This window comes from Roseateles chitinivorans, from assembly GCF_050632145.1.
Lineage (GTDB): Bacteria > Pseudomonadota > Gammaproteobacteria > Burkholderiales > Burkholderiaceae_C > Roseateles > Roseateles chitinivorans_B.
Genome location: NZ_CP192577.1, coordinates 3678092 through 3702293 on the forward strand (window position 1 = coordinate 3678092; position 24202 = coordinate 3702293).

The window sequence follows — 24202 nt, forward strand, 5'->3', positions numbered from 1 at the left end:
CCTTGGGGATATGGGCGAGAATTCTAGCCATGCAGTCCCCCGCCATCCCCCCTCGACCGAGCGACGCGAGGGCGTCGTGATCGAGCACGACGTCAACCTCAAGCCGTACAACACCTTCGGCCTGCCTGCGACGGCGCGCCGGCTGGTGCGCATCCGCGAGGAACTGGACGTCCGCCGCGTCGTCGACCATCCGGAACTGGGCCGCGCGCCGAAGTTCGTCCTGGGCGGCGGGTCGAATCTCGTCCTGACGAAGGACGTCGATGCGGTCGTGCTGAAGATGGAGATCCAGGGCCTGAGCGTCGAGGAGCGCGACGACTGCTGGATCGTCGAGGCCGGCGCCGGCGTGCCGTGGCACGACGTGGTGGCGTTCTCGCTGGCGCAGGGCGTGCCGGGGCTGGAGAACATGGCGCTGATCCCCGGGACCGTCGGGGCCGCGCCGGTGCAGAACATCGGCGCGTACGGCATCGAGCTGAAGGACCGGCTGGAGAACGTGGACGTCGTCGACCTGACGACCGGCCGCCGCGTCACGCTGCCCGCGGAGGTCTGCCGCTTCGGCTATCGCGACAGCGTGTTCAAGCAGGGCGGGTACGGTGGCCTGGCGGGCAAGAGCGTGATCACCAAGGTGCGGCTGCGCTGCCCGAAGCCGTGGCAGCCGCAGCTGGGCTACCTGGACCTCGAGCGCAAGATGGCCGAGACCGGCATCGCCACGCCCGACGCGCGCCAGGTGTTCGAGTGGGTCTGCGAGATCCGCCGCGCCAAGCTGCCGGACCCGGCGCGGATCGGGAATGCGGGCAGCTTCTTCAAGAATCCGGTGGTCAGCGCGGAGCAGTGCCGCGACATCATCGCGCGCGATCCGCACATCGTGCATTACCCGATGGCCGATGGCAGCTTCAAGCTGGCCGCGGGCTGGTTGATCGATGCCTGCGGGTGGAAGGGCAAGAGCGTCGGTGGCGCGGCCGTCTACGAGAAGCAGGCGCTGGTGCTGGTGAACCGCGGCGAGGCCCGTGGCGCCGAGGTCGTCACGCTGGCGCGCGCGATCCAGGAAAGCGTTTATGGCCGCTTCGGCATCCGGTTGGAACCGGAGCCGGTGGTCGTCTGATCAGATCCAGTGGAAGCCTTTGGCCATGACGGCGACGAGGCTGAGCGCGACGGTGATGAGCGCGCCGAACAGCAACCGGAAATCGTGGGTGCGGATCGCCGTGATCTCGGCGCGCATTTCCTTTCGGAACTCGCGGAACTCGCTCTTCAACTCGCTGAACTCGTTCTTCAATCCATGCACGTTGGTCTCCAGGACCGCCACCCTGACGGCAAGGCTCCGATCGTGGGTTGATGCCGACGCGCGGTCAATGGCTTCGACAGGTGGGGATGGCTGATGTATCGACGTCATGCGAGGCTCTCCGGCAACGCCTGGCCCCATGAACTCATTCGACATGAGACTGCTCATTTGGCGGCGTCAGATAGGACGAAAGGAATGCGTCCACTGTCGGATGAATCGGCGCTGACCGCCAGTCGGAACGCCGCCCTCCGAAGAGGGGTTGAAGGGGGCTGACCTTTGGGGGGATCAGGGGAGCAAGCCCCAGGCGCGCAGGAAGTGCCGCGTCATGGCCGCGAACGGCTGGTCGCCGTCGGCGCGGCGGCGGATGCCGGCAAGGACCTTGGCCGCGTTCGGAGACGTCGGGTCCATCTCCTGGAACGCGAGCGCCAGGGTGCGCAGCAGGTCGTAGTGATTCCAACGCAGGCGCAACAGCTCCGTGCGGTTGAGGCCGAGCACTTCCTCTGCCGCTTTCGCGGCCGCCTTGGCTTTCGCCGAGCGTCCACGCGGGAGGAGCCAGACTTCGTGCGTCTCCTCGATCGCGTTCCAGGACAGCAGCTTCTCGGGATCGACGAGGTAGGGATCGGGCAGGTGCGGCTGCTCGCCGGCGAAGAAACGCTTCAGCGACGCGTCTGTCGCACTCGCGGGATCGAGGCAGAAGGTCGCCGCGAGCGCCGCCGCCTTCGCCGCGTCGGCCGGCGGCGCGGCAGGCATGCGCGGCGGCTTCAAGCGCGTGCCGGTGACCGGGAAGGCGTTGCCCTTGTAGACCTGGTTGCAGACCTGGCAGCTGAAGGTGTAGTTGTCGACGCAGTACGCGAGCCACCAGTACAGGTCCTTGGGACGGAAATGCTCGACGTCGCCATGCGCGACGACGGCCGTGTCGGCCTCGCAGTACGCGCATTTGCCGGCCGAGTCGAGCTTCAACGCGGTCTTGGCGGTCGACCAGATCTGGCGCGCCTTGGGCTTGAAGTCGACCGTGCCGCCGTCCTCGTAGAAGTAGCCCTCGAGCTTGAGCAGCCGCTGCTGCAGCTTCGCGCCGGTGAACGCGCCCAGGGTCGCGGCGTCCCGGCCGCGTCGCAGGCGGATCACTTCGAACGCTCCACCCGCTTCACCGCCGCCCTCAGCTTCTCCGGCGACAGCGCTGGAGTCGGCGCGGCCTTCGTTGTGGGCGTCTTCTTCGCGACCGGCGCTGTCGTCTTCCTGGACGCCGGCTTCGTGGGCGCAGGCTTCGCCACCGACTTCGCCGCCTGCTTCGCGATCGTCGCCTTGAGTTCCTTCAACAGCGCGGTCTGCTGCCGCGCGTAATCGGGGACGGCATCCCACTCGGGCGCAACGCGCAGGACCTCGGCACTGCGCTGCAGTTGAGCGCGTTCGCGCGAGGTCAGCGCCTTGCCTTGCGTCTTCGTCTTCGTGTGCAGCTTGCGCGCGGTGTTGCGCGCGGCCTCCACCGCGACCGAGTCCATCGACTCGAGCCCGAACATCGGACTCATCAGCAACTGGTGCAGCATCATGAGCCGCGGCTCGCCGACGAAGGGCACCAGCACCGGCCGCTGCTTCGGACCGTCGCGGCGGATGACGAAGAGCTCGCCTTCGCCGCTCTGCTGCGCGGTCAATGCGGAGTGCGTCGTCGCGATGAACTGGAAGTGCGGCAGCAACGCCGACAGGAAGTCCACCAGCTGCCGCCGCCAGACGGGATGCAGGTGCAGGTCGAGTTCGTCGATCAGCAGCACGCCGCGCGTGGCCAGCGGATCCTTCCGATCGGGGAAGGCTTCGGTGATGCGGAAGAGCAGGTCGCCGCACCAGGCCGCCATGTTCTGGTAGCCGTCGGACAGCTGGTTCAGCGGCACTTCGCCATCGACCGTCTTGAACATCAGCTGGCCTGATGCCTTGTCGATGCGCGAGAAGTTCATGCCGCGCATCAACTGGTTGAGCGCCGAGCGGATCGGCGCCAAGGCCGCGTCGCCGCGCCGGTAGTCGATGTCCATGGCCCAGCGCTGCAGCGACACCAGCGGCGCGTCCGGCGAGAACATCGACGCCAGCGCGCGCGCCCGCGACGACCGCGCCGAATCGTCCAGCGGGCCGCTGGCGCGCTTGCCGCTGTCGGGCGGGCGGCGCGAGACCCCGTAGCCCAGGACGAAGTAGTTGCGGTCGGCATGGCGGATCGCCGCATCCAACGCCTCCAGCGTCTGCGCGTTGCGTTCGAAGATCTCCCGCAGACCATCGCCGCGATGCAGCTCCAGCGCGATCTCGCGCGGCTCGCCCTTCGCGGTCACGAGCGTGCCGGCGATCCGGCATTGCCGCATGCCGTTGCGGATCCACGTGTCCGTGTCGCCGAGCAGCTCCGGCAAGGCCTCGCTGCCCGCCAGCAGCAGGCCGATCGCGCGCAGCACGGTGCTCTTGCCGCAGCCGTTCTCGCCGAGCAGCAGGGTCCAGCGCCGGTTCGTGCCGGCCGGCGCGTCCGGGCCGGCGCCGAAGTCGATCGCCAGCGACGACATCGAACGCACGTTGGTGAGTGCGATCCGGGACAGGTACATGGGTGGGGCTTTCCTCAGGCGGCCTCAGGCGGCCTCAGGCCGCGCGGGCGAGGGCGCCAGCGCCTGCAGGCAGACACGCAGCGTCTCCAGCTCGACCGGCTTGGCGAGGAAGGCGCTGATGCCGGCCGCATCGGCCTTCTGGCGCGACTCCTCGAACGCATCCGCCGAGAACGCGATGATCGGCAGCCGGCCGCGCGGCGCCGGCATCTCGCGCATCAGCCGCGTCGCCTCGAAGCCGTCCATCTGCGGCGTGTGCAGGTCCATCAGCACGAGGTCGAAGGGCTGCTGGCGCAACGCGTGCAGCGCCTGCAGACCGTTCTCGCACAGCGTCGGGACATGGCCGAGCCGCTCCAGCATCGCCTCGATGACGATGCGGTTGGTCGGGTTGTCCTCGCTCACCAGCACGCGCAGGCCGGTCACGGGTGCGGCGGCGGCAGCGGCCGCGTTCGCCGCGTGGGCACCGTGCGAGGCGTCCGCGATGTCCGACGGGCCGGGCAGGCCGGGCAGACCCGGCACCAGACGTCCCGGCGGCAGGTCCGCGCCCGCGCGCAGCGGCAGCGCGAGCGTGAAGCGCGCACCCTGGCCGACCGCGCTCTGCACGTGGATGTCGCCGCCCATCGCGCGCGCCAGCCGAGCGCGAGATCTCCAACCCCAGTCCCGCGCCGCCATGACGCCGCGAGGTGCTGGCGTCGCCCTGGCTGAAACGCTGGAACAGCCGCGCCTGCGTCTGCGCGTCGATGCCGGGACCGGTGTCGCTGACCTCGACCATCAGCAGGTCCTCGCCCAACGCACCGACGCCGCGCCGCATCTGGCAGCCGATGTGACCGCGGTCGCAGAACTTCAGCGCGTTGCTGAGCAGGTTCAGCAGGATCTGTCTGAGCCGCGTCGGATCGGCCTGCACCCACCCGGGCACGTCGTCGTCGACGCCGAAGTGCAGCGCCAGCCCCTTGGCCGCGGCCTGCGGTCGGCTCAGCGCCTCGAGTTCCTTCATCAGCGCGCCCGGCTGCAGCGGTTCCGGCGCGATCGACAGTCCGCCGGCCTCCATGCGCGTCACGTCCAGGATGTCGCCCAGCACCGCCAGCAGATGGCGCGCGCAGTCGTTGGCCGCCTTCAGCTGTTCCTGCTGCGCGGTCGTCAGCGGCGCCTCCCGGATCAGGCCCAGCATGCCGAGCAGCCCCTGCAGCGGCGTGCGCAGCTCATGGCTCATGTTGGCCAGGAAGACCGTCTTGGCGCGGTTGGCCGCGTCGGCCTCGCGCTGTGCGTCGATGAGCCGCGCGGCCAGCGCCTTCTGCTTGTCGCCGTAGCGCTCCAGGCCGCGGAACTGGCGATAGATGACGGCGGCGAACAGCAGGGCCATGGCCGACAGCGCCGCCGTCAGCCCCAGGCTGATGCGGCTCTGGTTGCGCACGATCTCGTTGCGCTGGGTCACGTCCTCCGCGACATGATGCGTCGAGGTCAGCGACAGGTCGCGGATCGGATCGGCCAGCGGGTCGAGCCGGTCGATGACCTCGGCGATCCGCTCCGGATGCTCGCGGATCAATGCGCCGTTGAGCGGCAGCGCATCGGCCCAGCGGACGAAGTCCTGCGTGCGCGCCAGCGTGCGCTGGTAGTCGGGATGGTGCGCCAGCACGAGGGCGGCGTGCTCGCTCTCCACCAGGTTCAGCCGGCTGACGAAGATCTCGTAGCGCTGCGCGACCTGGTCGGGATCGACGGCCACGCTCGGGCCGGCGGCCTGTTCGAGCGACAGGCGCAGCTTCAGGTACTCGGTCTCGAACTGGAACAGGCTCCAGACGAGGTAGTCGTCCTGGTAGCGGCGCGTCCCGTTGAGCGCCTCGTACTGGCGCGCCTGCAGCCAGGCGACGCACGCCAGCGCCAGCACCAGCAGCAGGCCCATCGCGGAGACGGCGATGCGCCAGCGGCGCTGTTTGGCGCTGACCTTCGTGTCGACCTTGGCGCTGTCGGCGCGGGCGGCGTCGCGCGTCATGGTCAACGCAGCTCCAGGTGGGTGAGCTGCCACGCCGAGCGCCCGTAGAAGATGCTGTTGCGGAGTTCGGGCGCGCGGTCGAACGGATAGATCAGGAACAACGGGCCCTTGTCGCGCACGGCCATCGGCTTGTCGTCGATCAGCCGCGCGACGATGACGTCGTAACGCGCGCTGTCGTCGACGGGGATGTGCACGCGGTAGTCGTTGAGCGCACGTGCCTCGATCGCGCGCCCCTGCGCGCCAGCGGCGGCAAGCACGTCGCGTAGCAGCGGGCCGGTGAACTTGCGCGGGCCCGGGTACCAGGGGGTCTGCGTGCTGAAGCTCACCTGCGGCAGCTTCTCGAGCATGGCCATGTCGAAGGCCGCACGACCATCGCGGTTGGCGTTGCGCAGCGCACCACCGACGGTCAGCACGACCGGGCCGGCCGGCTGGTCCAGCGGCTGCTCGGCGGGAACGGCCCCCGCCGTCGAGGCGGCGGTGAGGCCCAGGACACAGGTCAACAGCCCCAGCAGGGCGGAACGGCGCGCGATCGGCATGGACGGAACACGGCCCCGCCGCACATCGACGCAGCCGGATCGGGAGCGGATGCCGTACGGGGCATTGGTGAAAGCCCGCATGCTACGCGTGGGGGTGGAGCGGAGCATCTTCGGGCGCACCCCAATGCCAGGGACGAGTCTGGTTTACACCACACCGCATCGCACACGATCGGTAACAGGTCTTGTCGCTGGCGGGACAAGGGGCGCGGCGCGACCGACTGAAGATCGGTCCAAACCATAGACAGGAGACAGATCGATGACGCGCGTGGTCACCCCCGTCCCGAGAACGCCGATGTGCAGTACAGCCATTGGCCGGCCCGGCTGCCGCGGCGGCTGGCGATCCCGCGGACCTCGCTGTGGTTCAACCTCGAGGTCGCCGCGAGCCGGTATCCGGACAAGGCCGCGACGCAGTTCCTGGGCGCCACGCTCAGCTTCCGCGAGATGCGCCGCCAGGCCGAGGCGTTGGCCGGCTGGCTGCGCGCGCAGGGCGTGGGCAAGGGCGACCGCGTCGCGCTGTTCCTGCAGAACTGCCCGCAGTACCTGATCGCGTTCTATGCGATCAACCGTGCGGACGCGGTCGTGGTGCCGGTCAATCCGATGAACCGCGAGGACGAGTTCGGCCATTACCTGACCGACCCCGAGACCAAGGTCGTGATCTGCAGCGGTGAACTCGCCGGCATCGTCGCCCGCGCGTCGGAGAAGCTGCCCGCGTCGCAGCGCCCGCGCGCATTGCTGGTGACGCAGTATTGGCAGATGCTGCCGCCCGCCGGCCCCGATCCCGCTTGCGATGCGCCCGAAGCGATGCGTGCCTGGCTGACCGCCGTGCACGAGCTCCCGCATGGCGCGACCGACTGGCGCGAAGCGATCTCAGCTGGCCATGTGCCGGGCCCGCACACCGCGGGACCCGACGATCTGGCGATGCTGCCCTACACGTCCGGCACGACCGGACTGCCCAAGGGCTGCGTGCACACGAACGCGACGCTGATGTCCAACAGCTGCGGCGGCTGCCAGTGGGGCTACGCGAGCGCGGAGTCGGTGGGGCTGGCCGTGGTGCCCATGTTCCACATCACCGGGACGCTGTACGGCGTGCTGGGGCCGGTGTTCATCGGCATGACGCTGGTGATCATGCCGCGCTGGGACCGCGAGCTCTGCGGACGTCTCATCTCGCGGTACCAGGTCACGCACTGGACCTGCATCCCGACGATGATCATCGACCTGTTCGCAAGCCCGAACTACAAGTCCTTCGACCTGCGCAGCCTGCGCTACCTGAGCGGCGGCGGCGCGGCGATGCCCAAGGCGGTGGCGGAGCGCTTGCAGGGCGAGTTCGGCCTGACCTTCGCCGAGGGCTACGGCCTGACCGAGACCGCCGCGCCCAGCCACGGCAATCCGCCCGAGCGCGCGAAGCTGCAGTGCCTGGGCATCCCGATCTTCGGCGTCGATTCACGCGTCGTCGATCCGACGACGCTGGAGGAAATGCCGGTCGGCGAGGTGGGCGAGATCATCACCCACGGCCCGATGGTGTTCCAGGGCTACTGGCGGCAGCCGGAGGCGACCGACGCGGCCTTCGTCGAGCTCGACGGCAAGCGCTTCTTCCGCACCGGGGACCTCGGGCGCATGGACGAGGAGGGCTACTTCTTCATCACCGACCGGCTCAAGCGGATGATCAACGCCAGCGGCTACAAGGTCTGGCCGTCGGAGGTGGAGATGCTGCTGTACCGCCATCCCGCCGTGCAGGAAGCCTGCATCATCGCGGCCAAGGACGCGTACCGCGGCGAGACGGTGAAGGCGGTCGTCGTGCTGCGCGCCGAGGCCAGGGGCCAGACCACCGACAAGGACATCATCGACTGGGCCCATGAACACATGGCGGCCTACAAGGCGCCGCGCATCGTCGAGTTCGTCGATGCGCTGCCCAAGTCGGGCTCGGGCAAGGTCATGTGGCGGTTGCTGCAGGAGAAGGAGTCGACGTAGTCAGAACCGCGAACCCGGCTGCTTCAGGAACGCCAATTCCTCCGGCGTGCTCTCGCGGCCGAGGATCTCGTTGCGATGCGGGAATCGTCCGAAGCGGACGATGACCTCACGGTGCTTGTGCGCGTAGTCGAGCGCATCCTTCAATCGCGGGTCTTCGGCAGCCAGCGCCTCGAAGGCCGCAACGCTGCGGTCCTGCATCGCGAGGTCCTCGGCGTGCTCCAGCGGCATCGCGACGAACCAGCGCTCCAGCACGCCGAGCTCCTGCGCGCGCGGCTGCAACGCCAAGGACGCCTCCAGCGCCAGCGCATCGCCCGCGAAGGACGTCGGCGTGTCGCGGTGGACATTGCGCGTGAACTGGTCCAGCACCAGGATCCGCGCCAGCGCGCCCCAGGCCGTCGAGTCCCAGTCGCGCAGCCCGCCTTGCAAGGCCTGGTCGATGACGGGCCCGAAGCGCTCGCGCAGCGCCGCGTCGAAGGCGGCGTCCTTCTTGAACCACTTCATCTGCACCTGGCCGTCCTGCTCGCTGCCGGGCAGGCCGAACCACTCGTTGAGCACGCGCTGCGCCGGCGCCGGCGTCAGCAGCCGCTGCCAGCGCGGATGCCGCAGCAGCCAGTGCCGCACGTAGCTGCAGCCTGGCACCAGCTGCAGCGGGAACTCCGCCAGCCAACGTGCGGCGGCCTCCACCAGCGCGGCGGCGAGGCCTTGCCCCGTCAACTGCGCCGGCACGCCGGTGTGGGTGATGATCAGCTGTTCACCGTGCCGCTCGTAGTCGAGGCGGCATTGCAGTCCGGGTTGCGGCTGCGCAAGGAAGCATCGGGCGTCAGGATGATGCTGGATGACGAAATTCAAGATGCGTCTCCACGAGAGGCCTCCCTGCCGAGCTGTCGCCACAAGTAGGCGAACTCGAGGGCTTGCAACAGCGCCCGCTGCTGGTTGTCCGCAGCGCCGCCGTGGCCGCCCTCGATGTTTTCGTAATAGAAGCAGGTCTGGCCCAACGCCAGCATGCGAGCCGCCATTTTCCTCGCATGGCCGGGATGCACGCGGTCGTCGCGCGTCGAGGTGGCGAACAGCGCCCTCGGATACGTGACGCCGGGCTTGAGCTGCTGGTACGGGCTGTACGCGGCGATGTGCGCCCAGTCGTCGGGCTCGTCCGGATCGCCGTACTCGGCCATCCAGGACGCCCCCGCCAGCAGCAGGTGATAACGCTTCATGTCGAGCAGCGGCACCTGGCACACGACCGCGCCGAAGAGCTCCGGCCGCTGCACCATGCAGGCGCCGACCAGCAGCCCGCCGTTGCTGCCGCCCATGATCCCAAGCCGTCCGGGCCGCGTCAGGCCGTGGGCGATCAGGTCCTCGGCCACGGCGATGAAATCGTCGAAGCTGCGCTGCTTGTGCTCGAGCGTCGCCGCCTGGTGCCAGCGCGGGCCGTACTCGCCGCCGCCGCGGATGTTGGCGACGACCAGCTGCCCGCCGCGTGCCAGCCACGCGCGACCGTTGCCGCCGGAGTACCAGGGCTGCAGCGAGACCTCGAAGCCGCCGTAGCCGTAGAGCAGCGTGGGCGTGTCCTTCTGCGCCTGCGCGTTGCGGCCGCGTCTGCCGATGACGAAGTAGGGCACCGTCTCGCCATCGGCGCTGGTGGCGAAGCGCTGCTCGACCGCCATGCCGTGGGCATCGAACTGCGCACCGCGCTGCTTGAGCGTCTCGCGCGTGTCGACGCCGGCCTGCGCCAGGCACACGACGTCCGGCGTCAGAAAATCGCAGTAATGCAGCAGGTAGCGGTCGCCGAGCGTGTCCTCGAGCAGCTCCGGGTCATGCAGGCTCTGCACGCTCAGCGTGCCGGGGAAGGGCGCCTTGACCTGGCGCAGCGTCGGCGGCCGGTGCGACAGGTCCCACTCTTCGAGCCGGCTCGCGACGTGCTCGCTGACGTTGATCAGCAGATGGTGGCGCGTCAGCGTGTAGTCCTCGAGCGAGCGTCCCGCCGTCGGCGAGAACATCACCCGGATGTGCTTGTCATGGCGCTCGTTCTTCCAGAACGAGGCTTCCTCCATCAGCAGCAGCGAACCCGATGGATAGGTCGGTCCGTGCGGGATCGCCCAGTCGGTGCGCGGACGCAGCAGCATCCACGGACCTTCCAGGTGGACGCTCATGTCGCTGGGCAGGTCGATGGGGACGAAGGCGCCGTCCTTCCAGAGGAAGCGCGATTCGTTGTAGAAGTCCAGCGCGCGGCTGAACACGACGCGCTCGAAGCCCGGCGTGCGGTCGACCGACGCGGAGACGGAGACGTCGGCCTTCTCGCCCTCGAAGATCACCGGCGCCGCCTCCAGCGGCGTGCCGCGCGCCCAGCGCCGGACCTGCCGCGGGTAGCCCGACTCGGTCAGCGAGTCCGGCCCGAAGTCGCTGCCGACCAGCAGCGTGTCGGCGTCCAGCCATTCGACATCGCTCTTGGCCTCGGGCACGAAGAGGCCGCCATCGGCCGGGGCGATGAAGCGCAGCGTCTCCAGGTCGAATTCGCGCAGCTCGTGCGCATCGGCACCGCCGTCGGACAGCGACACCAGGCAGCGGCGGTATTCGGGGGCCAACGCCGTGGCACCGTGGAAGACCCAGCTGCGGCCCTCGTCGCGGCCCAGCGCATCCAGGTCCAGCACCAGGCGCCACGGAGGCTCCGCCAGCTGGTATTCCTCCAGCGTGCAGCGCCGCCACAGGCCGCGCGGATGGGCCTCGTCCTGCCAGAGGTTGTAGAACCAGTCGCCGCGCCGCGCGACATGGGGGATGCGGTCGCGGGCATTGAGGATCTGCAGCAGTTCCTCGCGCACCGGCTCGAACTCGGGCTCGGCCTTCAGCGCGGCGAGGGTGCCCTCGTTGCGCTCGCGCACCCACTGCAAGGCGCGTTCACCCTCGTCACCCTCGAGCGCTTCGAGCCACAGGAACGGGTCGTCCTGGGCGGCGGTCGAGTCGGTGGTCGCGGACGGCACGGATTGAGGCACTGCGGTCTCCTGATTCAAGGGCGGGCAAACCCGCCCCTACCTTACCTCAGTCGTCAGGCCTCGCGATCCTTCAGCAGCTGCGGCGTGATCTCCACCGCGCCCTTCTCGGTGCTGACGTACGCTGTCCCGTCCTGGATGCTGACCTGCCACTGCATGCCGCGCTCGGCCAGCGCGGCCAGGGCCTGGGCCTGTTCCGCCGGGATCTGCCACACCGCCAGCTTGGGCGTGCGCTGCAGCTTGTTCTGGATGCCGGCCCACCACACCGGCGTGCTGGACGCGTAGCCGATGACGGTGACGCGGTCGGCTCTGCCGTGGGCCTGGCGCAACCGGCGTTCGTCGGGCTGGCCCAGTTCGATCCAGTGCACGACCTGGCCGGTCAGGTCGAGCTGCCACAGCGGCGGCTCATCCACGTCGGACAGGCCCTTGCTGAATTCCAGCTTGCCATGCAGATCGTCGGACGGCACGTTCAGCGCGTAGGCGAGGATGCGCAGCATCATCCGCTCGTCGGTCTCCGACGGATGGCGGGCGACGGTCAGGGAGTGCTCGCCGTAGACATGGCGGTCCATGTCGGAGAGCTGCAGCTGGGCTTTGTGGATGGTGGCCTTGAGCGCCATGGTGGGTTGCCGCCTGGGGGCGGTCGTGTTCGGGGTGGACGGCCTGCCGTGCGGGCTGCACGCGGGCCGGAAACGATCTGAAGCGGCGCATTATCCGGGTCGTGGCATCATGCCGACCCGCAGAGCGGACCGGTCGCGAGCCGGACGGTCCGTACCGACGAGACAGCGCCCACCCGGCGCAATGACTTGAGAGACGACATGAACACTCTTCGCACCTCCCTCGCCGTCGCGGCACTGCTGGCCTGCGGTCTGGCCTCCGCCCAGACGAGCGGCCAGACGGGCGCCCCCGCCAAGCCCGCCGCCAAGCCGGCCACGTCGACGCCCGCCGCCGCGGCCCCCGCCACCAAGGGCGGCAAGGGCAAGCTGATGACGCGCGACGAACTGCGCACCTGCATGACCGCCAACCAGAAGAACGAGGAGACCGCCGCCGAGCTCGACAAGCAGAAGGCCGTGGTCCTGAAGGAGCGGGATGAGCTGAAGGCCTCCAAGGCGGAGTCCGACAAGTTCGAGTCCGACATGCAGGCGCAGGGCACGGCCCTGAAGGCCGAGATCGACGGCGTCAAGGCCTTCGGTGCCGAGATCGAAGCCGGCGCGTCCAAGATGGAGAAGGCCGACCTGAAGGCCAAGCAGGAGGAGTACCAGACGCGCGCCAACGCCCTGCAGCCGAAGATCGACGCCTACAACAAGGCGCGCAACGACCGCGTCGAAGTCAACAAGGCCTTCAACGCCCGCGTGGATGCGCACCAGAAGATCGCCGACGATTTCAACGAGGCCGTCGAGGACCTGAACGACAAGCGCAACGACTGGAAGTTCAAGTGCGCCAGCCGCTCGTACGACGAGGCCGACGAGATCGCGATCAAGAAGGAACAGAACAAGAAGTGATGAGGAAGGGGCAGACCCGATGAGCACGACCCTGCTGTCCAACCCGCTGCTGTCCGCCTGGACCGGCCCGTACGGGCTGCCCCCGTTCGACGCGATCCGCGCCGAACACGTCGAACCCGCCTTCGAGGCCGCGCTCGCCGCGCACCGCGCCGAGCTCGACGCGATCGCGGCGAATCCGGCCGCGCCGGACTTCGACAACACGCTGGCCGCGCTCGATCGCGCGGGCCGCGCGCTGGTCGCGCTGGAACACCTGTTCTCGACGCTCAGCGCCTCCGCCAGCTCGCCCGAGCTGCAGGCCGTGCAACGTCGCATGGCCGGGCCGCTGGCGGCGCATACCAACGCGATCTACCTGAACGCCGCGCTGTTCGAGCGCGTCGAGCGGCTGCATGAGCGGCGCGCGTCGTTGGGCCTGCCGCCCGAGTCGCTGCGACTGCTCGAGCGCGTGCACCTGGATTTCGTGCGCGCCGGCGCCCGCCTGCAGGGCGACGCCCGCGCGCGCTACGCCGCCAACATGGAGCGTCAGGCCGAGCTCAACACCCGCTTTGCGCAGAACGTGCTCGCGGACGAAAGCGGCTACCAGCTCGTGCTGCGCGGTGAAGCCGAGCTGGCCGGCCTGCCGGACTTCGTCCGCGCCGCCGCGCGCCAGGCTGCGCTGGACCGGGGACAGGCGGAGGAGGGCGTGCACGTCGTGACGCTGTCGCGCTCGCTGATCGTGCCCTTCCTGACCTTCAGCGAACGACGCGACCTGCGCGAGCAGGCGTGGCGGGCCTGGGTCGGCCGCGGCGAGATCGCCGGCGAGACCGACAACCGCGACCTGGTGCGCGAGCTCCTCGCATTGCGCCATGAGCAGGCCGCGCTGCACGGCCATCGCAGCTTCGCCGACTACGCGCTCGCCGACACGATGGCCGGCCGGCAGTCGGCCGTGCAGGGCCTGCTGGACCGGGTCTGGGAGCCCGCCAAGGCGGCCGCGGCGCGTGAGCGCGCGATGCTCGACGAGGTGCGCGCCCAGCTCGGCCACGACCTGACGATCGAGGCCTGGGACTGGCGCTGGTATGCGGAGAAGGTCCGCCAGCAGCGCTTCCAGCTCGACGAGGCGGAGGTCAAGCCCTACTTCCCGCTGGACGCGATGGTGCAGGCGATGTTCGACTGCGCCTCGCGGCTCTACGGCCTGCGCTTCGTCGCGCAGCCGCAGGTCGCCGGCTACTACCCCGACGTGAAGGTCTACGAGGTGCAGCGGCCCGACGGCTCGCTGCGCGGGATCTTCGTCCAGGACAACTTCGCGCGTCCGACCAAGCGCAGCGGCGCCTGGATGAACGCGCTGCGCTGGCAGGCCCGCAACGGCATCGACGCGCTGCCGATCATCCTGAACAACAACAACTTCGCCAAGGGCGCGCCGGGCGAACCGACGCTGCTGTCCTTCGACGACGTGCGCACCCTGTTCCACGAATTCGGCCACGGGCTGCACGGCCTGCTCTCGGACGTCGAGTTCGAGCGTCTGTCCGGCACGCAGGTGCTGCGCGACTTCGTCGAGCTGCCCTCGCAGCTGATGGAGCACTGGATGGCCGAGCCCGAGGTGCTCAAGCGGCATGCGCGGCACTACAAGACCGGCGAGCCGCTGCCCGACACGCTGCTGGACCGCCTGAAGGCGGCCGCGACCTTCAACCAGGGCTACGAGACGGTGCGCTACTGCGCGTCGGCGCTGGTGGACCTGGCGCTGCACGCGCAGGAGCAAGCCGACGTGCCGGATCCGGTCGCGTTCGAACGCGAGGCGCTGGAGCGGCTGGGACTGCCCCCGGCGATCGGCCTGAACCACCGGCTGACCCACTTCCAGCATCTGTTCTCGGGCAGCTATTACGCGTCCGGCTACTACGTCTACCTGTGGGCGGAAGTGCTGGACTGCGACGCCTTCGAGGCCTTCGTCGAGGCGGGTGATCCGTTCGATGCGGCGACCGCGCAATCGGTGCTGGCCAACATCCTGTCGGTCGGCAACAGCCGCGAGCCGGGCGCGACCTATCGGGCCTTCCGCGGTCGCGATGCGAGCGTGGCCCCCATGCTCAAGGGGCGCGGGCTCATTCCCGCCTGATCCGTCTCCGCATCCGTCGGAGGAGGGGCCCCGCAAGGGGCCCCTAGTTCTTGGGGTAAACCCTTTTGAAGGGGGCATTCATCGCCTCCAGCCGCAGTTCATCGCCGGCAGGCACGGGTTGGTCGCAGCCTGCTTCCGCTGGGGGTTAACCCTTGGAATCATTCGTCCCGTGCCGCAAGAACAACCCGCGGCCCCGGAGAACGAGATGAACACCATTCGCTGCTACGACCGATTCACGAACGTCAAGCGCGTCGCCGCGCTGATCGGCGTCGCGACCGGCATCGTCGCCGGCCTGCTGCTGGCGCTGCCCAGCCGCGCCGAAGAGCCGCAGCGACTGCCCACGGTGGTCATCAACGGCAAGTCCGCCCAGACCCTGGCCGCGCTGCGCGCCGCCGGCGACGTGCAGACCTTGCCGACGGTGGTCGTCACGTCCCGCCGCGCGGACCGCACGCTCGATGGCGAACAGGTGGCGGCGCGATGAGCGAACACGACGCGCTGTCCGGCATCCGTCTCTCCTGGCCGGCGCCGCTTCACGCGGCGATGCCAGGGGTGGCGCGGGGGGTGACGGAGGGAGGGGATGCGGGCGCGGAGCGCGCCGCCGCTTCAGCCTCGCGTCAGCCGGTTTCCCCGGTGCTCCCTATGATGGGGGGATGGACTCTGCCCACGCCGCCCTCGATTCCGTCGCTGCCGACGTGACTGCCTTGCCCGAGGTCGTCCCGCTCGCCGCGGCGACGCCCTCCAAGCTCCGCTTCGCCGCCGTGACCGGTGCCGGTTCGGGCATCGGCCGCGCCGCCGCGCAGGCGTTGATGCAGGCCGGCTGGCAGGTCGCGCTGCTCGGCCGACGCGACGAGATGCTGCGCGAGACCGCCGCGTTCGCGCCGGAACGCGCGCTCGTGCTGCCCACGGACGTCGCCGACGAGGCGCAGGTCGCCGCCGCCTTCGACGCGATCGAGCGCCGCTGGGGCCGGCTCGACTTCCTGTTCAACAACGCCGGGCGCGGCGCGCCCGCGTCGGACATCGACGAGCTCAGCATCGAGACCTGGCGCGCCGTCGTCGACATCAACCTGACCGGCAGTTTCCTGTGCGCCCGAGCGGCCTTCGGACTGATGAAGCGGCAGTCGCCGCGCGGCGGGCGCATCGTCAACAACGGCTCGATCTCGGCGCACGCGCCGCGGCCGGGGTCGATCGCCTACACGGCGACCAAACACGCCATCACCGGGCTGACGAAGACGCTGGCGCTGGACGGGCGCAAGCACGACATCGCCGCCGGCCAGCTCGACATCGGCAATGCCGAGACCGACCTGACCGAGCGCTTCGTGCACGGCGTGCCGCAGGCGCACGGCGGCACGATGGTCGAGCCGCGGATGGACGTCGCCCATGCCGCCAGCGCGCTGCTCTACATGGCGGAATTGCCGCTGTCGGCCAACGTGCCGTTCCTGACGGTCATGGCCACCAAGATGCCCTACATTGGACGAGGCTGAACCCCGGGGGGATGGCTGCACTTGAAACCGCGAGATCGCCCCGATCTGAAGGACCGATGAACGTTCTCTCCACGCTTATTTCGATCGCTGCCCGTCTCGTGCTGGCGGCGGCTTCCATCGTGCTGTTCCTGGTCGTGCTGGCCGCCGGGCTGGTGATCTTCGGCGTCGTGCTGCTGTGGAGCCTGATCCGCGGCCGCAAGCCGACGCTGCACACGGCCACGTTCCGCCGCGCGGCGGAGTTCCGCTCGCAGGCGTTCCGGCCGGGCGCGATGCACGGCATGAACGGCAGCCGGGCGCCGCGAGGTGAAGTGATCGACGCCGAAGTCCGCGAAGTCCGCGAAGTCCCCAACGCGGACCCACGCCTGGAACGCTGAGGTCAGTACTTCGGCGGGGCGCTGAGCTCGTCCCAGAGCTCGTCATAGATGCGGTAGCGCGACGGGCTGATCTTGCCCGCCTCGACCGCGGCCAGCACCGCGCAGCCCGGCTCGTGCCGGTGGCTGCAGTTGTGGAAGCGGCACTCGCCCAGATACGGCTGGAAATCGGCCATGTAGCTCGCCAGGTCCGGCGCGGCGATCTGCCGCAGGCCGAATTCCTGGAAGCCCGGCGAGTCGATCAACGCGTTCTGGCGCTCTGCATCCATCCAGTACCACTGCGTCGTGGTCGTCGTGTGGCGCCCTGAGTTCAGCGCCACCGAGATCTCGCCCACCTGCGCCTTCGCGTCCGGCACCAGCAGGTTGATCAGGGTGCTCTTGCCGGTGCCGCTGGGCCCCAGCACCAGCGTCGCCTGGCCGTGCAGCATCGGCCGCAGCACGTCGCTGGCCTCGTCGGGACGGCCCTTGAAGCTGAGCTCCAGCACGTTCTGTCCCATCGCCTTGTACGGCGCGAGGCGCTCGCGCGCCGCGTCCGCGCCGGGCAGGTCGGTCTTGTTCAGCACGATGTCGGCGGTGATGCCCGCGCTGCGCGCCGCGATCAGCGCGCGCGTCAGCTGCGACTCGGAGAACTGCGGATCCACCGCCACCAGGATCAGCAGCCGGTCCAGGTTGGCGGCGAAGCTCTTGGTCTTCCACTCGTCCTGGCGGAACAGCAGGTTGCGGCGCGGCTCGACCTTCTCGATCACGCCCTCGTGATCGCTGCTGCGCAACCAGCGCACGCGGTCGCCGACGACGCAATCGCTCTTCTTGCCGCGGGTCAGGCAGTGGATGCGCTGGCCCTCGCTGTCCTCGATGACGTAGTGGCGGCCATGTCCGCGCACCACCAGCCCGGTCTGGATGTCCTTGCTCATGCCGCGTGCCCTGCGGGAGAGGGCCGTGCCGAGGGCCTCGCGAGCGACGCGATCGCCGCCAGCCGTTCGCTGGCCGGCGGATGCGAGTAGTAGAAGCGCGCGAACACCGGGTCCGGCGTCAGCGTGCCGGCGTTGTCCTCATGCAGCTTCAGCAGCGCGCTGGACAGGTCGTCGCCGCTGGCCTGCGCGCAGGCGTAGGCGTCGGCCTCGAACTCGTGCCTGCGCGACCACAGCGAGGTCAGCGGCGTCAGGAAGAAGGTGAACGGCGGCAGCGCCAGCATGATCAGCAGCAGGGCCAGCGCGTCGTTGGGCGCCTCCAGGCTGGGGCGCACCCCCAGGCCGAGGTAGAAGCCCGCCTGCGCGCTCAGCCAGCCCAGCAGCGCGAAGCCGGCCAGGCTCAGCGCGAACATCAGCACCATGCGTTGCAGCACATGGCGGCGCTTGAAGTGGCCCAGTTCGTGCGCAAGCACGGCCTCGACCTCGGGCGGGTTCAGGCGTTCCAGCAACGTGTCGAAGAAGACCACGCGCTTGGCGGCGCCCAGGCCGGTGAAGTAGGCGTTGCCGTGCGCCGAGCGCCGGCTGCCGTCCATCACGAACAGGCCCTTGGCCGCGAAGCCGCAGCGCTGCATCAGCGTCTGGACGCGCTCGCGCAGCACGGCGTCCTCCAGCGGCTGGAACTTGTTGAACAGCGGGGCGATGACGGTGGGATAGATCACCAGCATCAGCAGGGTGAAGCCCATCCACGCGCCCCAGGCCCACAGCCACCAGAGACCGCCGGCCTGGGCCATCAGCCACAGGATCAGCGCCGCGATCGGCAGGCCCAGCAGCGCACCGACCGCCAGTCCCTTCGCGCCGTCGACGAGGAACAGCTTCAGCGTCGTGCGGTTGAAGCCGAAGCGCTCCTCGAGCCGGAAGATGTTGTAGATCGACCAGGGCAGGTCCAGCGCGCCGGACAGCACCGAGAACGCGGTCAGCAGCCCGAGCTGGTAGCCCATGTCGCCGAGCGCCGGGCGCCACGACAGGGCCCACTGGTTGAGCAGGTCCAGCCCGCCCAGCAGCGTCCATCCGATCAGCAGCGCGGTGTCCCAGGCCAGGTGCAGCGTGCCGAAGCGGCCGCGGGCGACGGTGTAGTCCGCCGCCTTCTGGTGCGCCGACAGCGGCACCGTCCCGACGAACGCGGCCGGCACCGCGCCGCGATGCCGCGCCACATGCCGCATCTGGCGCGAGGACAGCCACAGCTTGACCAGGAAGGACAGCATCACGGCGGCGACGAAGGCCGCGGTCAGCACCAGCGGGGAGTGGCTCAGCGCCGAAGGCGCCGGAGCGGCGGCGAGCGCCGCGGGAGAGATCTGCATGGACGCAAGTGTAGAGGGGCCCGACTCGGCGACAATCGCGCCCAACCTGAAGGACAACCCCATGACCACCGACACCACTGCCGCCTCCGCCGCTGGCGCCGGCGCCAATCCCGTGCTGCCGCTGAACGACCAGAACCTGATCTGGATCGACCTCGAGATGACCGGCCTGTATCCGGACAAGGACCGCATCATCGAGATCGCCGTCGTCGTCACCGACGCCCAGCTGACGGTGCGCGTCGAAGGCCCGGTCTTCGCCGTCCACCAGTCCGACGCGATGCTCGACGGCATGGACGCCTGGAACAAGGGCACGCACGGCAAGAGCGGCCTGATCGACCGCGTCAAGGCGTCGACCGTCAGCGAAGCCGACGCCGAGCAGCAGGTCATCGATTTCCTGAAGGCCTACATCCCCGCGGGCAAGTCGCCGATGTGCGGCAACTCGATCTGCCAGGACCGCCGCTTCCTGGCCAACTACATGCCCAAGCTGGAAGACTTCTTCCACTACCGCAACCTGGACGTGTCGACGCTCAAGGAACTGGCGCGCCGCTGGAAGCCCGCCGCGATGGAAGGCTTCAAGAAGGCCCAGAAGCACACCGCGATGGCCGACATCCACGAGTCCATCGACGAGCTGCTCCATTACCGCGAGCACTTCCTGAAGCTGGATTGAATCGGGCATCCGGTTCGCCGCCCCGATTGCCGTCCCCCTCCCGCAGTTGACGAGGAGCGCGCCACCGCGCGACTGAGACACCGATGGACACGCCGCGCCGCCCGCAGGACCTGTGGGCGGCCTTCGACTTTCCGCGCCATCCGCTGGCGCGCGAGGACGGTGAACGCCTGCGTGGCGCCTTCTTCGCGCCGCCGGCGGAGCGCCTGATCGCGCGCGATCCCGATCGCCTGCGCGCCGTGCTGCGCCTGGCGCATGCCGCGGCCCGCTCGGGGGCGTGGGTGCTGGGCGGCCTGCGCTACGAGGCGGCGGCCGCGCTCGATCCCGTGCTGCGCACGCGGCCGGCGGGCGAGGCGCCGCTGGCGGAATTCCACGTCTGGCACGAGACGCCCGAGGCGTGGCCGGAGGACCTCGCCGCGCAGGGCGCCGGTCGTGCGCATCCGATGACGGCGTGGTCGGACACCCAGGAAGAGGACGACGAGCAGGCGCAGGTCGAGCGCATCCGCGCGTACATCCGCGACGGCGACTGCTACCAGGTCAACCTCACGACCCGCCTGAGCGCCGGGGCGCTCGACGGCTTCGACGAGGTGGCCCATTTCTTCGCGATGCATGCGTCGCAGCCGGGCGGGTTCTCGATGTTCCTGCGGACCGGGCGCGGACGCGAGGGCCGGGAGGGGCGTGAGGGCCGTGACGATGGGGACGTCGGCCCCGGCGACCTCGGCGACGGCGGTGCCGTGGCCAGCGTCTCGCCGGAACTCTTCTTCGACTGGCGCCCGCTGCCCGAGACGCCGCAGGCCAGCCACACCTGGCTGCTGTCGGCGCAGCCGATGAAGGGCACGGCGCCGCGCGGTCGCGATCGCGCCGGCGACGAGGCCGCGCAGGCCTACCTGCGCACCAGCGCCAAGGAGCGCGCCGAGAACCTCATGATCGTCGACCTGCTGCGCAACGACCTGTCGCGCGTGGCGGTAGCGGGCTCGGTGCGCGTGCCGCGGCTGTTCGAGCTGCACGCGCTGCCGACCGTCTGGCAGATGACCTCGACGATCAGCGCGGTCACGCGCGCCGGGCTTGCGCTGGACGAGGTCATGACGGCGCTGTTCCCCTGCGGGTCCATCACGGGCGCGCCGAAGAAGCGGGCGATGGAGATCATCGGCGAACTCGAACCCGGCCCGCGCGGCTGGTATTGCGGCGCACTCGGCCTGCTGCAGCCGGGCGGGGCGGTGACCTTCAACGTGCCGATCCGCACCGTCGAGCAGACGGTGCGTGCGCTGCGCTGCGGCGTGGGCAGCGGCATCACGCTGGACTCGCAGCCGCGCGACGAGATCGACGAGTGGCGCGCCAAGGCCCGTTTCCTGACGCGCGCGCAGGCGCCGATCGAGGCCCTGGAAACGATGCGGCTCGAGGGCGGCGAATTCGCCCGCGTCGGCCGTCACCTGGTGCGCATGCAGCGCACGGCGCGGCACTTCGGGCTGTCGTGGTCGGCGGATGCGGCGAAGGCCTGCCTCGTCGACATCGCGCGGCGCCATCCGCGCGGGGCGTGGCGCGTCCGACTGACGCTCATGCGCGACGGCACGTTCAATCACACGGTGCAGGCCTTGCCGGCACCGGCGACGCCTGCCATGCCGGCCACGGCGGCGACCACGGTGGCGACCACGGTGGCGACGGCGGCGTCGACCGACGCGGCATCGCCGGACATGTCCGGGCCGCTGACGGTGGCGCTGGCGCGGACCCCGATCGACACGCGCGGTCCGGCGGCGGAATTCATCCAGCACAAGACGACGCGTCGCGAGGTGTACCAGGCCTTCCTGGACGCCAAGCCGGCCGATTGCTTCGACGTGCTGCTGTTCAACCGGGACGGCGAGCTCACCGAGGGCTGCCTGACCAACCTCGCGCTGCAGCGGGTGCCGGACGGGCCGTGGCTGACGCCGCGCGCCGCGGCCGGCCTGCTGCCCGGCACGCTGCGCGAGGAACTGCTGGAACAGGGCCGGCTGCGCGAGGCGCGGCTGACCCTGGACGATCTGAGGCGGGCGCATGCGCTCGCCATCTTCAACGGTGTCCGCGGCTGGCGTGAAGTGCGGCTGCGGCACGAGGACTCCCATGACGACGACTTCCCAACGACGCCGCCCGGCGGCGCGCAAGACCCGAGCGGCCGATGAAGCGGCCGTGCCGGCCGCGGCCGATGCCGTGGTGATCGAAGCCGCGGCCAAACCCGCGGCTGAACCCGCGGCTGACCCCACGGTCGACACCGCGGTCGCCATCGCGCCCGATGCCACTCCCGCTCCCGGCGCGGTGGCAGATGCTGCGCCTATGCCAACGGAGGTGGCACCGAAGCCTGCGCGCAAGCGGACCGCCCGCGCGAAGGCGCCGGCAGTCGAGACGGTCGAGGTGACAGACGACGTCGGCGCGCATGAAGCGCCGATCGTTGCCGTGGTGCCCGCGACCGAAGCGGTGGCCGATGTCGATGCGCCGACGCCGGCGCTGAAGCGGCCGGCGCGCAAGCGCGGTGCCGCATCCAAGGCCGTGGCGGCCGAAGCGACCGTCGTCGCCGAAGAGGCCCCCGTCGTCGGCGCTGAGATCGCGGCGCCTGCGGCGGAGGTCGTGACGGTCGGTGACGACGCCGTCGCCGAGTCCGCGCCGGCCCGCAAGGGGCGGCGCAAGCCCCAGCCCGAGCCGGTCGCGGAGGAGGCGCCGGCCGAGCCGCCGCGCTTCACCCTCGGTGCGCGCGAGGACGATGGCGTGTTCGGCGACTACGAATTGCGCGACGGCGAGACCGGCGGCACGTTCCACCTTCGCCTGCTGGGCCGCAACACCTGGCGCTGCGATTGCGCGGGCTATCGGGAGCAGGGCGCCTGCGAACACGGCGACCAGCTGCTGTCGCTGTTCGATGATGGTCAGCAGGCGGCGCTGGACGCCGGCTGGCCGGCGCGCGAGGCGGAAGTCTGGCTGGTGCCGGGCGACGAGCGCGAACTGCAGTGGGTGTGCGGTCGCGAGGTGCCGCGGCACTTGCGCGAGCAGGCGGGCCTGGACGATCAATCGCGCCGCCGTGCCGAGGGCGGCCACGCCTGGCTGCAGCAGGTGCTGAGCGACGCCCGCGCGCTGGGCGTGGTGCTGCGCGTCGACGCACCGGTGTGGCCGCAACTGGCCTGCGGACGCGATGCGCAGGCGCGCGTGCAACGCCTGGAGGCGCTGATGTCGGACGGGGCCGCGATGCGCGCGTTGCTGCGCGACGAACTCCCCATCCACGCCTGGGAGGCCGCGCTGTTTGCCGTCTGTGCCGGTCGCGCGTTGGTCTCCGACGATCTCGGCCTGGGTCAGCGGGGCGCGGCGATCGCCGCGATCCAGCTGTGGGCCACGCTTTTCGGCGTGAAGCCCGCCGTCGTCATCGCGCCGGAGTCCGCGCACGCCGCCTGGCAGCGCGACCTGAAGCGCTGGCTGGGCGACGACGCCAAGTCGGTGACGGTGGCGGCCACGCCGCCCGCGAAGCCCCAGGCCGCGCTGCTGGTCGTCGACGGCATCGAATGGATGGACGCGGATCGTCTGGCCGCACTGCGTGCGCTGCCGGCCGCCCAGTTGCTGCTGATCGCGCACCAGGAGCCGCTCGCGGACGCGCGCCTGGGCGAATGGGTCGACTGGCTCGACGACATGCGCCGGGGCCCGTTGTCCGACCTGCGGGTGCTGCCGGACGACGCCGGCAAGAAGGTCAAGCGCGACGCGCTGGAGCCCGTGCTGCTGTCGCGCCGCAAGCGCGAGCTGGAGGATCGCCTGCCCGCCGCGCTGCTGACGCCGGTGTGGCTGGATGGCGCGGGATCGACCGGTGCCAGCCTGCCCGCCGCGCCGCTGAAGCAGCTCCGCCACCTGGTCGAGCGCTGGACCGCGCTGCGTTTCCTGTCGAGCGCCGAGCAGCAGCAGTTGCTGGAAGCGCTCACGCTGCTGCCACCGGCCTCGCGCCAGGCGCTGGCTGCGAAGGCGGAGGCGGTGCTCGCCTTGCGTCGCGAATGGATCCAGGTCGCGGCCGTTCCGGCCGCCGCGCGCCTGCTGATCTGCGCTCGTTCGGAGACGCTGCTCGACAGCCTGTCGATGTCGCCCCAGTTGCGCCGCCTGCCGCCGCAGCGGCTGCGTGCCGGCGACACGACCGAGGCGCGCGACGCGGCGCTCTCGGCCTGGCGCGGCGCCGAAGCCGGCGTGCTGCTGGTCAGCGACGACGCGCTCGGCAGTCTGGAGGAGGGCGCGCTCGCCGGCGACCGCGTCGCGATCGTCCATGCGGATCTGCCGTGGCAGCCCGCCGTGCTGTCGCACCGGGTCGAGTCGACCTGCGGTGAGGACGCCTGCGGCGTGCCGTCGGCCCTGCTGCTGATCGAGGACTCCCTGGATGCCGCGGTGCTGCGTGCGCAGCGCGACGGTCTGGCCTTCCCCGACTGGCTGGATGCCGCGCCCGCCTGGCTGGACGGTCATCAGCTCGACGCGCTGATGAGCGTCCTGCCCAGGTTGCTGGAAGGCCTCTGACGCCGACGCGGAGACCCGTCTCCGCG

The 24202-nt window shown here is 70.2% G+C and carries 19 protein-coding genes and 2 pseudogenes; 10 read left to right on the forward strand and 11 right to left on the reverse strand.

The genetic code is table 11. From position 1 onward, the window contains the following. Nucleotides 1-73: 73 nt before the first annotated feature. Nucleotides 74-1099: pseudogene (murB, locus tag ACQ86G_RS16910) on the forward strand (UDP-N-acetylmuramate dehydrogenase); the annotation flags it as partial. On the opposite strand, the gene ACQ86G_RS16915 reads toward murB, so the two are convergent. The 6 genes and pseudogenes from ACQ86G_RS16915 to ACQ86G_RS16940 all read right to left on the reverse strand — a co-directional run bounded on the left by ACQ86G_RS16915 (nt 1100) and on the right by ACQ86G_RS16940 (nt 6366). Continuing rightward, entirely contained in the window at nt 1100-1432 is a 333-nt protein-coding gene (locus ACQ86G_RS16915; protein ID WP_431256422.1) for a hypothetical protein, read from the reverse strand. 129 nt (nt 1433-1561) lie between these two features. Continuing rightward, the gene (locus ACQ86G_RS16920; protein WP_431256423.1) at nt 1562-2401 is read right to left on the reverse strand and encodes a hypothetical protein; all 840 of its coding nucleotides are present in this window, start codon (nt 2399-2401) and stop codon (nt 1562-1564) included. Then, nucleotides 2398-3846, reverse strand: a complete 1449-nt coding sequence (locus ACQ86G_RS16925) for an AAA family ATPase (RefSeq protein WP_431256424.1) — start codon at nt 3844-3846, stop codon at nt 2398-2400. Before ACQ86G_RS16925 ends, ACQ86G_RS16920 begins: the two co-directional genes overlap by 4 nt. Nucleotides 3847-3870: 24 nt before the next feature. Further along, nucleotides 3871-4515 carry an ATP-binding response regulator gene (locus ACQ86G_RS16930; RefSeq protein WP_431261428.1) on the reverse strand — a complete coding sequence of 215 codons (645 nt, stop codon included), beginning with the start codon at nt 4513-4515 and terminating at the stop codon, nt 3871-3873. Next, nucleotides 4490-5830: pseudogene (locus ACQ86G_RS16935) on the reverse strand (histidine kinase dimerization/phospho-acceptor domain-containing protein); the annotation flags it as partial. The gene ACQ86G_RS16930 and the pseudogene ACQ86G_RS16935, both read right to left, overlap by 26 nt. Before the next feature lie 2 nt (nt 5831-5832). Further along, nucleotides 5833-6366, reverse strand: coding sequence for a hypothetical protein (locus ACQ86G_RS16940; RefSeq protein WP_431256425.1), 534 nt, complete (start codon nt 6364-6366; stop codon nt 5833-5835). Nucleotides 6367-6660: 294 nt separating this feature from the next. Between ACQ86G_RS16940 and ACQ86G_RS16945 the strand changes: the two genes are divergently transcribed. Continuing rightward, nucleotides 6661-8334 carry a long-chain fatty acid--CoA ligase gene (locus tag ACQ86G_RS16945; protein WP_431256426.1) on the forward strand — a complete coding sequence of 558 codons (1674 nt, stop codon included), beginning with the start codon at nt 6661-6663 and terminating at the stop codon, nt 8332-8334. Here ACQ86G_RS16945 and ACQ86G_RS16950 read toward each other — a convergent pair whose 3' ends face one another. From ACQ86G_RS16950 to ACQ86G_RS16960, 3 genes are read right to left on the reverse strand one after another with little or no spacing between them, the layout of a single operon-like run. Then, on the reverse strand, nt 8335-9183 hold the full coding sequence (locus ACQ86G_RS16950) for a DUF924 family protein (protein WP_431256427.1): 849 nt from the start codon (nt 9181-9183) through the stop codon (nt 8335-8337). Continuing rightward, entirely contained in the window at nt 9180-11318 is a 2139-nt protein-coding gene (locus ACQ86G_RS16955; RefSeq protein ID WP_431256428.1) for a prolyl oligopeptidase family serine peptidase, read from the reverse strand. Before ACQ86G_RS16955 ends, ACQ86G_RS16950 begins: the two co-directional genes overlap by 4 nt. Before the next feature lie 53 nt (nt 11319-11371). Next, nucleotides 11372-11932, reverse strand: coding sequence for a YaeQ family protein (locus ACQ86G_RS16960; protein WP_431256429.1), 561 nt, complete (start codon nt 11930-11932; stop codon nt 11372-11374). A gap of 198 nt (nt 11933-12130) precedes the next feature. Between ACQ86G_RS16960 and ACQ86G_RS16965 the strand changes: the two genes are divergently transcribed. The 5 genes from ACQ86G_RS16965 (at nt 12131) to ACQ86G_RS16985 (ending at nt 16752) form a co-directional block, all read left to right on the forward strand. Beyond that, nucleotides 12131-12814, forward strand: a complete 684-nt coding sequence (locus tag ACQ86G_RS16965) for a hypothetical protein (RefSeq protein ID WP_431256430.1) — start codon at nt 12131-12133, stop codon at nt 12812-12814. 19 nt (nt 12815-12833) lie between these two features. Further along, nucleotides 12834-14897, forward strand: coding sequence for a M3 family metallopeptidase (locus ACQ86G_RS16970; RefSeq protein ID WP_431256431.1), 2064 nt, complete (start codon nt 12834-12836; stop codon nt 14895-14897). Nucleotides 14898-15102: 205 nt separating this feature from the next. Beyond that, on the forward strand, nt 15103-15378 hold the full coding sequence (locus tag ACQ86G_RS16975; protein ID WP_431256432.1) for a hypothetical protein: 276 nt from the start codon (nt 15103-15105) through the stop codon (nt 15376-15378). Between the two features lie 169 nt (nt 15379-15547). Next, nucleotides 15548-16378 carry an SDR family oxidoreductase gene (locus ACQ86G_RS16980; RefSeq protein ID WP_431256433.1) on the forward strand — a complete coding sequence of 277 codons (831 nt, stop codon included), beginning with the start codon at nt 15548-15550 and terminating at the stop codon, nt 16376-16378. A 56-nt stretch (nt 16379-16434) separates the two neighbouring features. Then, the gene (locus ACQ86G_RS16985) at nt 16435-16752 is read left to right on the forward strand and encodes a hypothetical protein (protein WP_431256434.1); all 318 of its coding nucleotides are present in this window, start codon (nt 16435-16437) and stop codon (nt 16750-16752) included. 2 nt (nt 16753-16754) lie between these two features. Here ACQ86G_RS16985 and rsgA read toward each other — a convergent pair whose 3' ends face one another. Both rsgA and ACQ86G_RS16995 read right to left on the reverse strand, forming a co-directional pair. After that, nucleotides 16755-17660 carry a ribosome small subunit-dependent GTPase A gene (gene rsgA, locus ACQ86G_RS16990; protein WP_431256435.1) on the reverse strand — a complete coding sequence of 302 codons (906 nt, stop codon included), beginning with the start codon at nt 17658-17660 and terminating at the stop codon, nt 16755-16757. Continuing rightward, nucleotides 17657-18967 (reverse strand): M48 family metallopeptidase, encoded by a 1311-nt coding sequence (locus ACQ86G_RS16995; protein ID WP_431261429.1) that lies wholly within the window; start codon nt 18965-18967, stop codon nt 17657-17659. The genes rsgA and ACQ86G_RS16995 overlap by 4 nt, the downstream gene beginning before the upstream one ends. A gap of 109 nt (nt 18968-19076) precedes the next feature. Between ACQ86G_RS16995 and orn the strand changes: the two genes are divergently transcribed. The 3 genes from orn (at nt 19077) to ACQ86G_RS17010 (ending at nt 24176) form a co-directional block, all read left to right on the forward strand. Then, nucleotides 19077-19679 (forward strand): oligoribonuclease, encoded by a 603-nt coding sequence (gene orn, locus ACQ86G_RS17000; RefSeq protein WP_431256436.1) that lies wholly within the window; start codon nt 19077-19079, stop codon nt 19677-19679. A gap of 83 nt (nt 19680-19762) precedes the next feature. Further along, complete coding sequence (locus tag ACQ86G_RS17005; RefSeq protein ID WP_431256437.1) at nt 19763-21829, forward strand: chorismate-binding protein; 2067 nt, start codon at nt 19763-19765, stop codon at nt 21827-21829. Then, on the forward strand, nt 21771-24176 hold the full coding sequence (locus ACQ86G_RS17010) for a hypothetical protein (RefSeq protein WP_431256438.1): 2406 nt from the start codon (nt 21771-21773) through the stop codon (nt 24174-24176). The genes ACQ86G_RS17005 and ACQ86G_RS17010 overlap by 59 nt, the downstream gene beginning before the upstream one ends. Nucleotides 24177-24202: the final 26 nt, after the last annotated feature.

Bases quoted from the DNA above. Each gene is read 5' to 3' on its own strand.
- ACQ86G_RS16960 (WP_431256429.1), bottom strand. From the start codon at position 11,932: ATGGCGCTCAAGGCCACCATCCACAAAGCCCAGCTGCAGCTCTCCGAC.
- ACQ86G_RS16940 (WP_431256425.1), bottom strand. From the start codon at position 6,366: ATGCCGATCGCGCGCCGTTCCGCCCTGCTGGGGCTGTTGACCTGTGTC.
- ACQ86G_RS16975 (WP_431256432.1), top strand. From the start codon at position 15,103: ATGAACACCATTCGCTGCTACGACCGATTCACGAACGTCAAGCGCGTC.
- ACQ86G_RS16985 (WP_431256434.1), top strand. From the start codon at position 16,435: ATGAACGTTCTCTCCACGCTTATTTCGATCGCTGCCCGTCTCGTGCTG.
- rsgA (WP_431256435.1), bottom strand. From the start codon at position 17,660: ATGAGCAAGGACATCCAGACCGGGCTGGTGGTGCGCGGACATGGCCGC.
- ACQ86G_RS16930 (WP_431261428.1), bottom strand. From the start codon at position 4,515: ATGGCGGCGCGGGACTGGGGTTGGAGATCTCGCGCTCGGCTGGCGCGC.
- ACQ86G_RS17005 (WP_431256437.1), top strand. From the start codon at position 19,763: ATGGACACGCCGCGCCGCCCGCAGGACCTGTGGGCGGCCTTCGACTTT.
- ACQ86G_RS16970 (WP_431256431.1), top strand. From the start codon at position 12,834: ATGAGCACGACCCTGCTGTCCAACCCGCTGCTGTCCGCCTGGACCGGC.
- ACQ86G_RS16980 (WP_431256433.1), top strand. From the start codon at position 15,548: ATGGACTCTGCCCACGCCGCCCTCGATTCCGTCGCTGCCGACGTGACT.
- ACQ86G_RS17010 (WP_431256438.1), top strand. From the start codon at position 21,771: ATGACGACGACTTCCCAACGACGCCGCCCGGCGGCGCGCAAGACCCGA.
- orn (WP_431256436.1), top strand. From the start codon at position 19,077: ATGACCACCGACACCACTGCCGCCTCCGCCGCTGGCGCCGGCGCCAAT.
- ACQ86G_RS16925 (WP_431256424.1), bottom strand. From the start codon at position 3,846: ATGTACCTGTCCCGGATCGCACTCACCAACGTGCGTTCGATGTCGTCG.
- ACQ86G_RS16965 (WP_431256430.1), top strand. From the start codon at position 12,131: ATGAACACTCTTCGCACCTCCCTCGCCGTCGCGGCACTGCTGGCCTGC.
- ACQ86G_RS16915 (WP_431256422.1), bottom strand. From the start codon at position 1,432: ATGTCGAATGAGTTCATGGGGCCAGGCGTTGCCGGAGAGCCTCGCATG.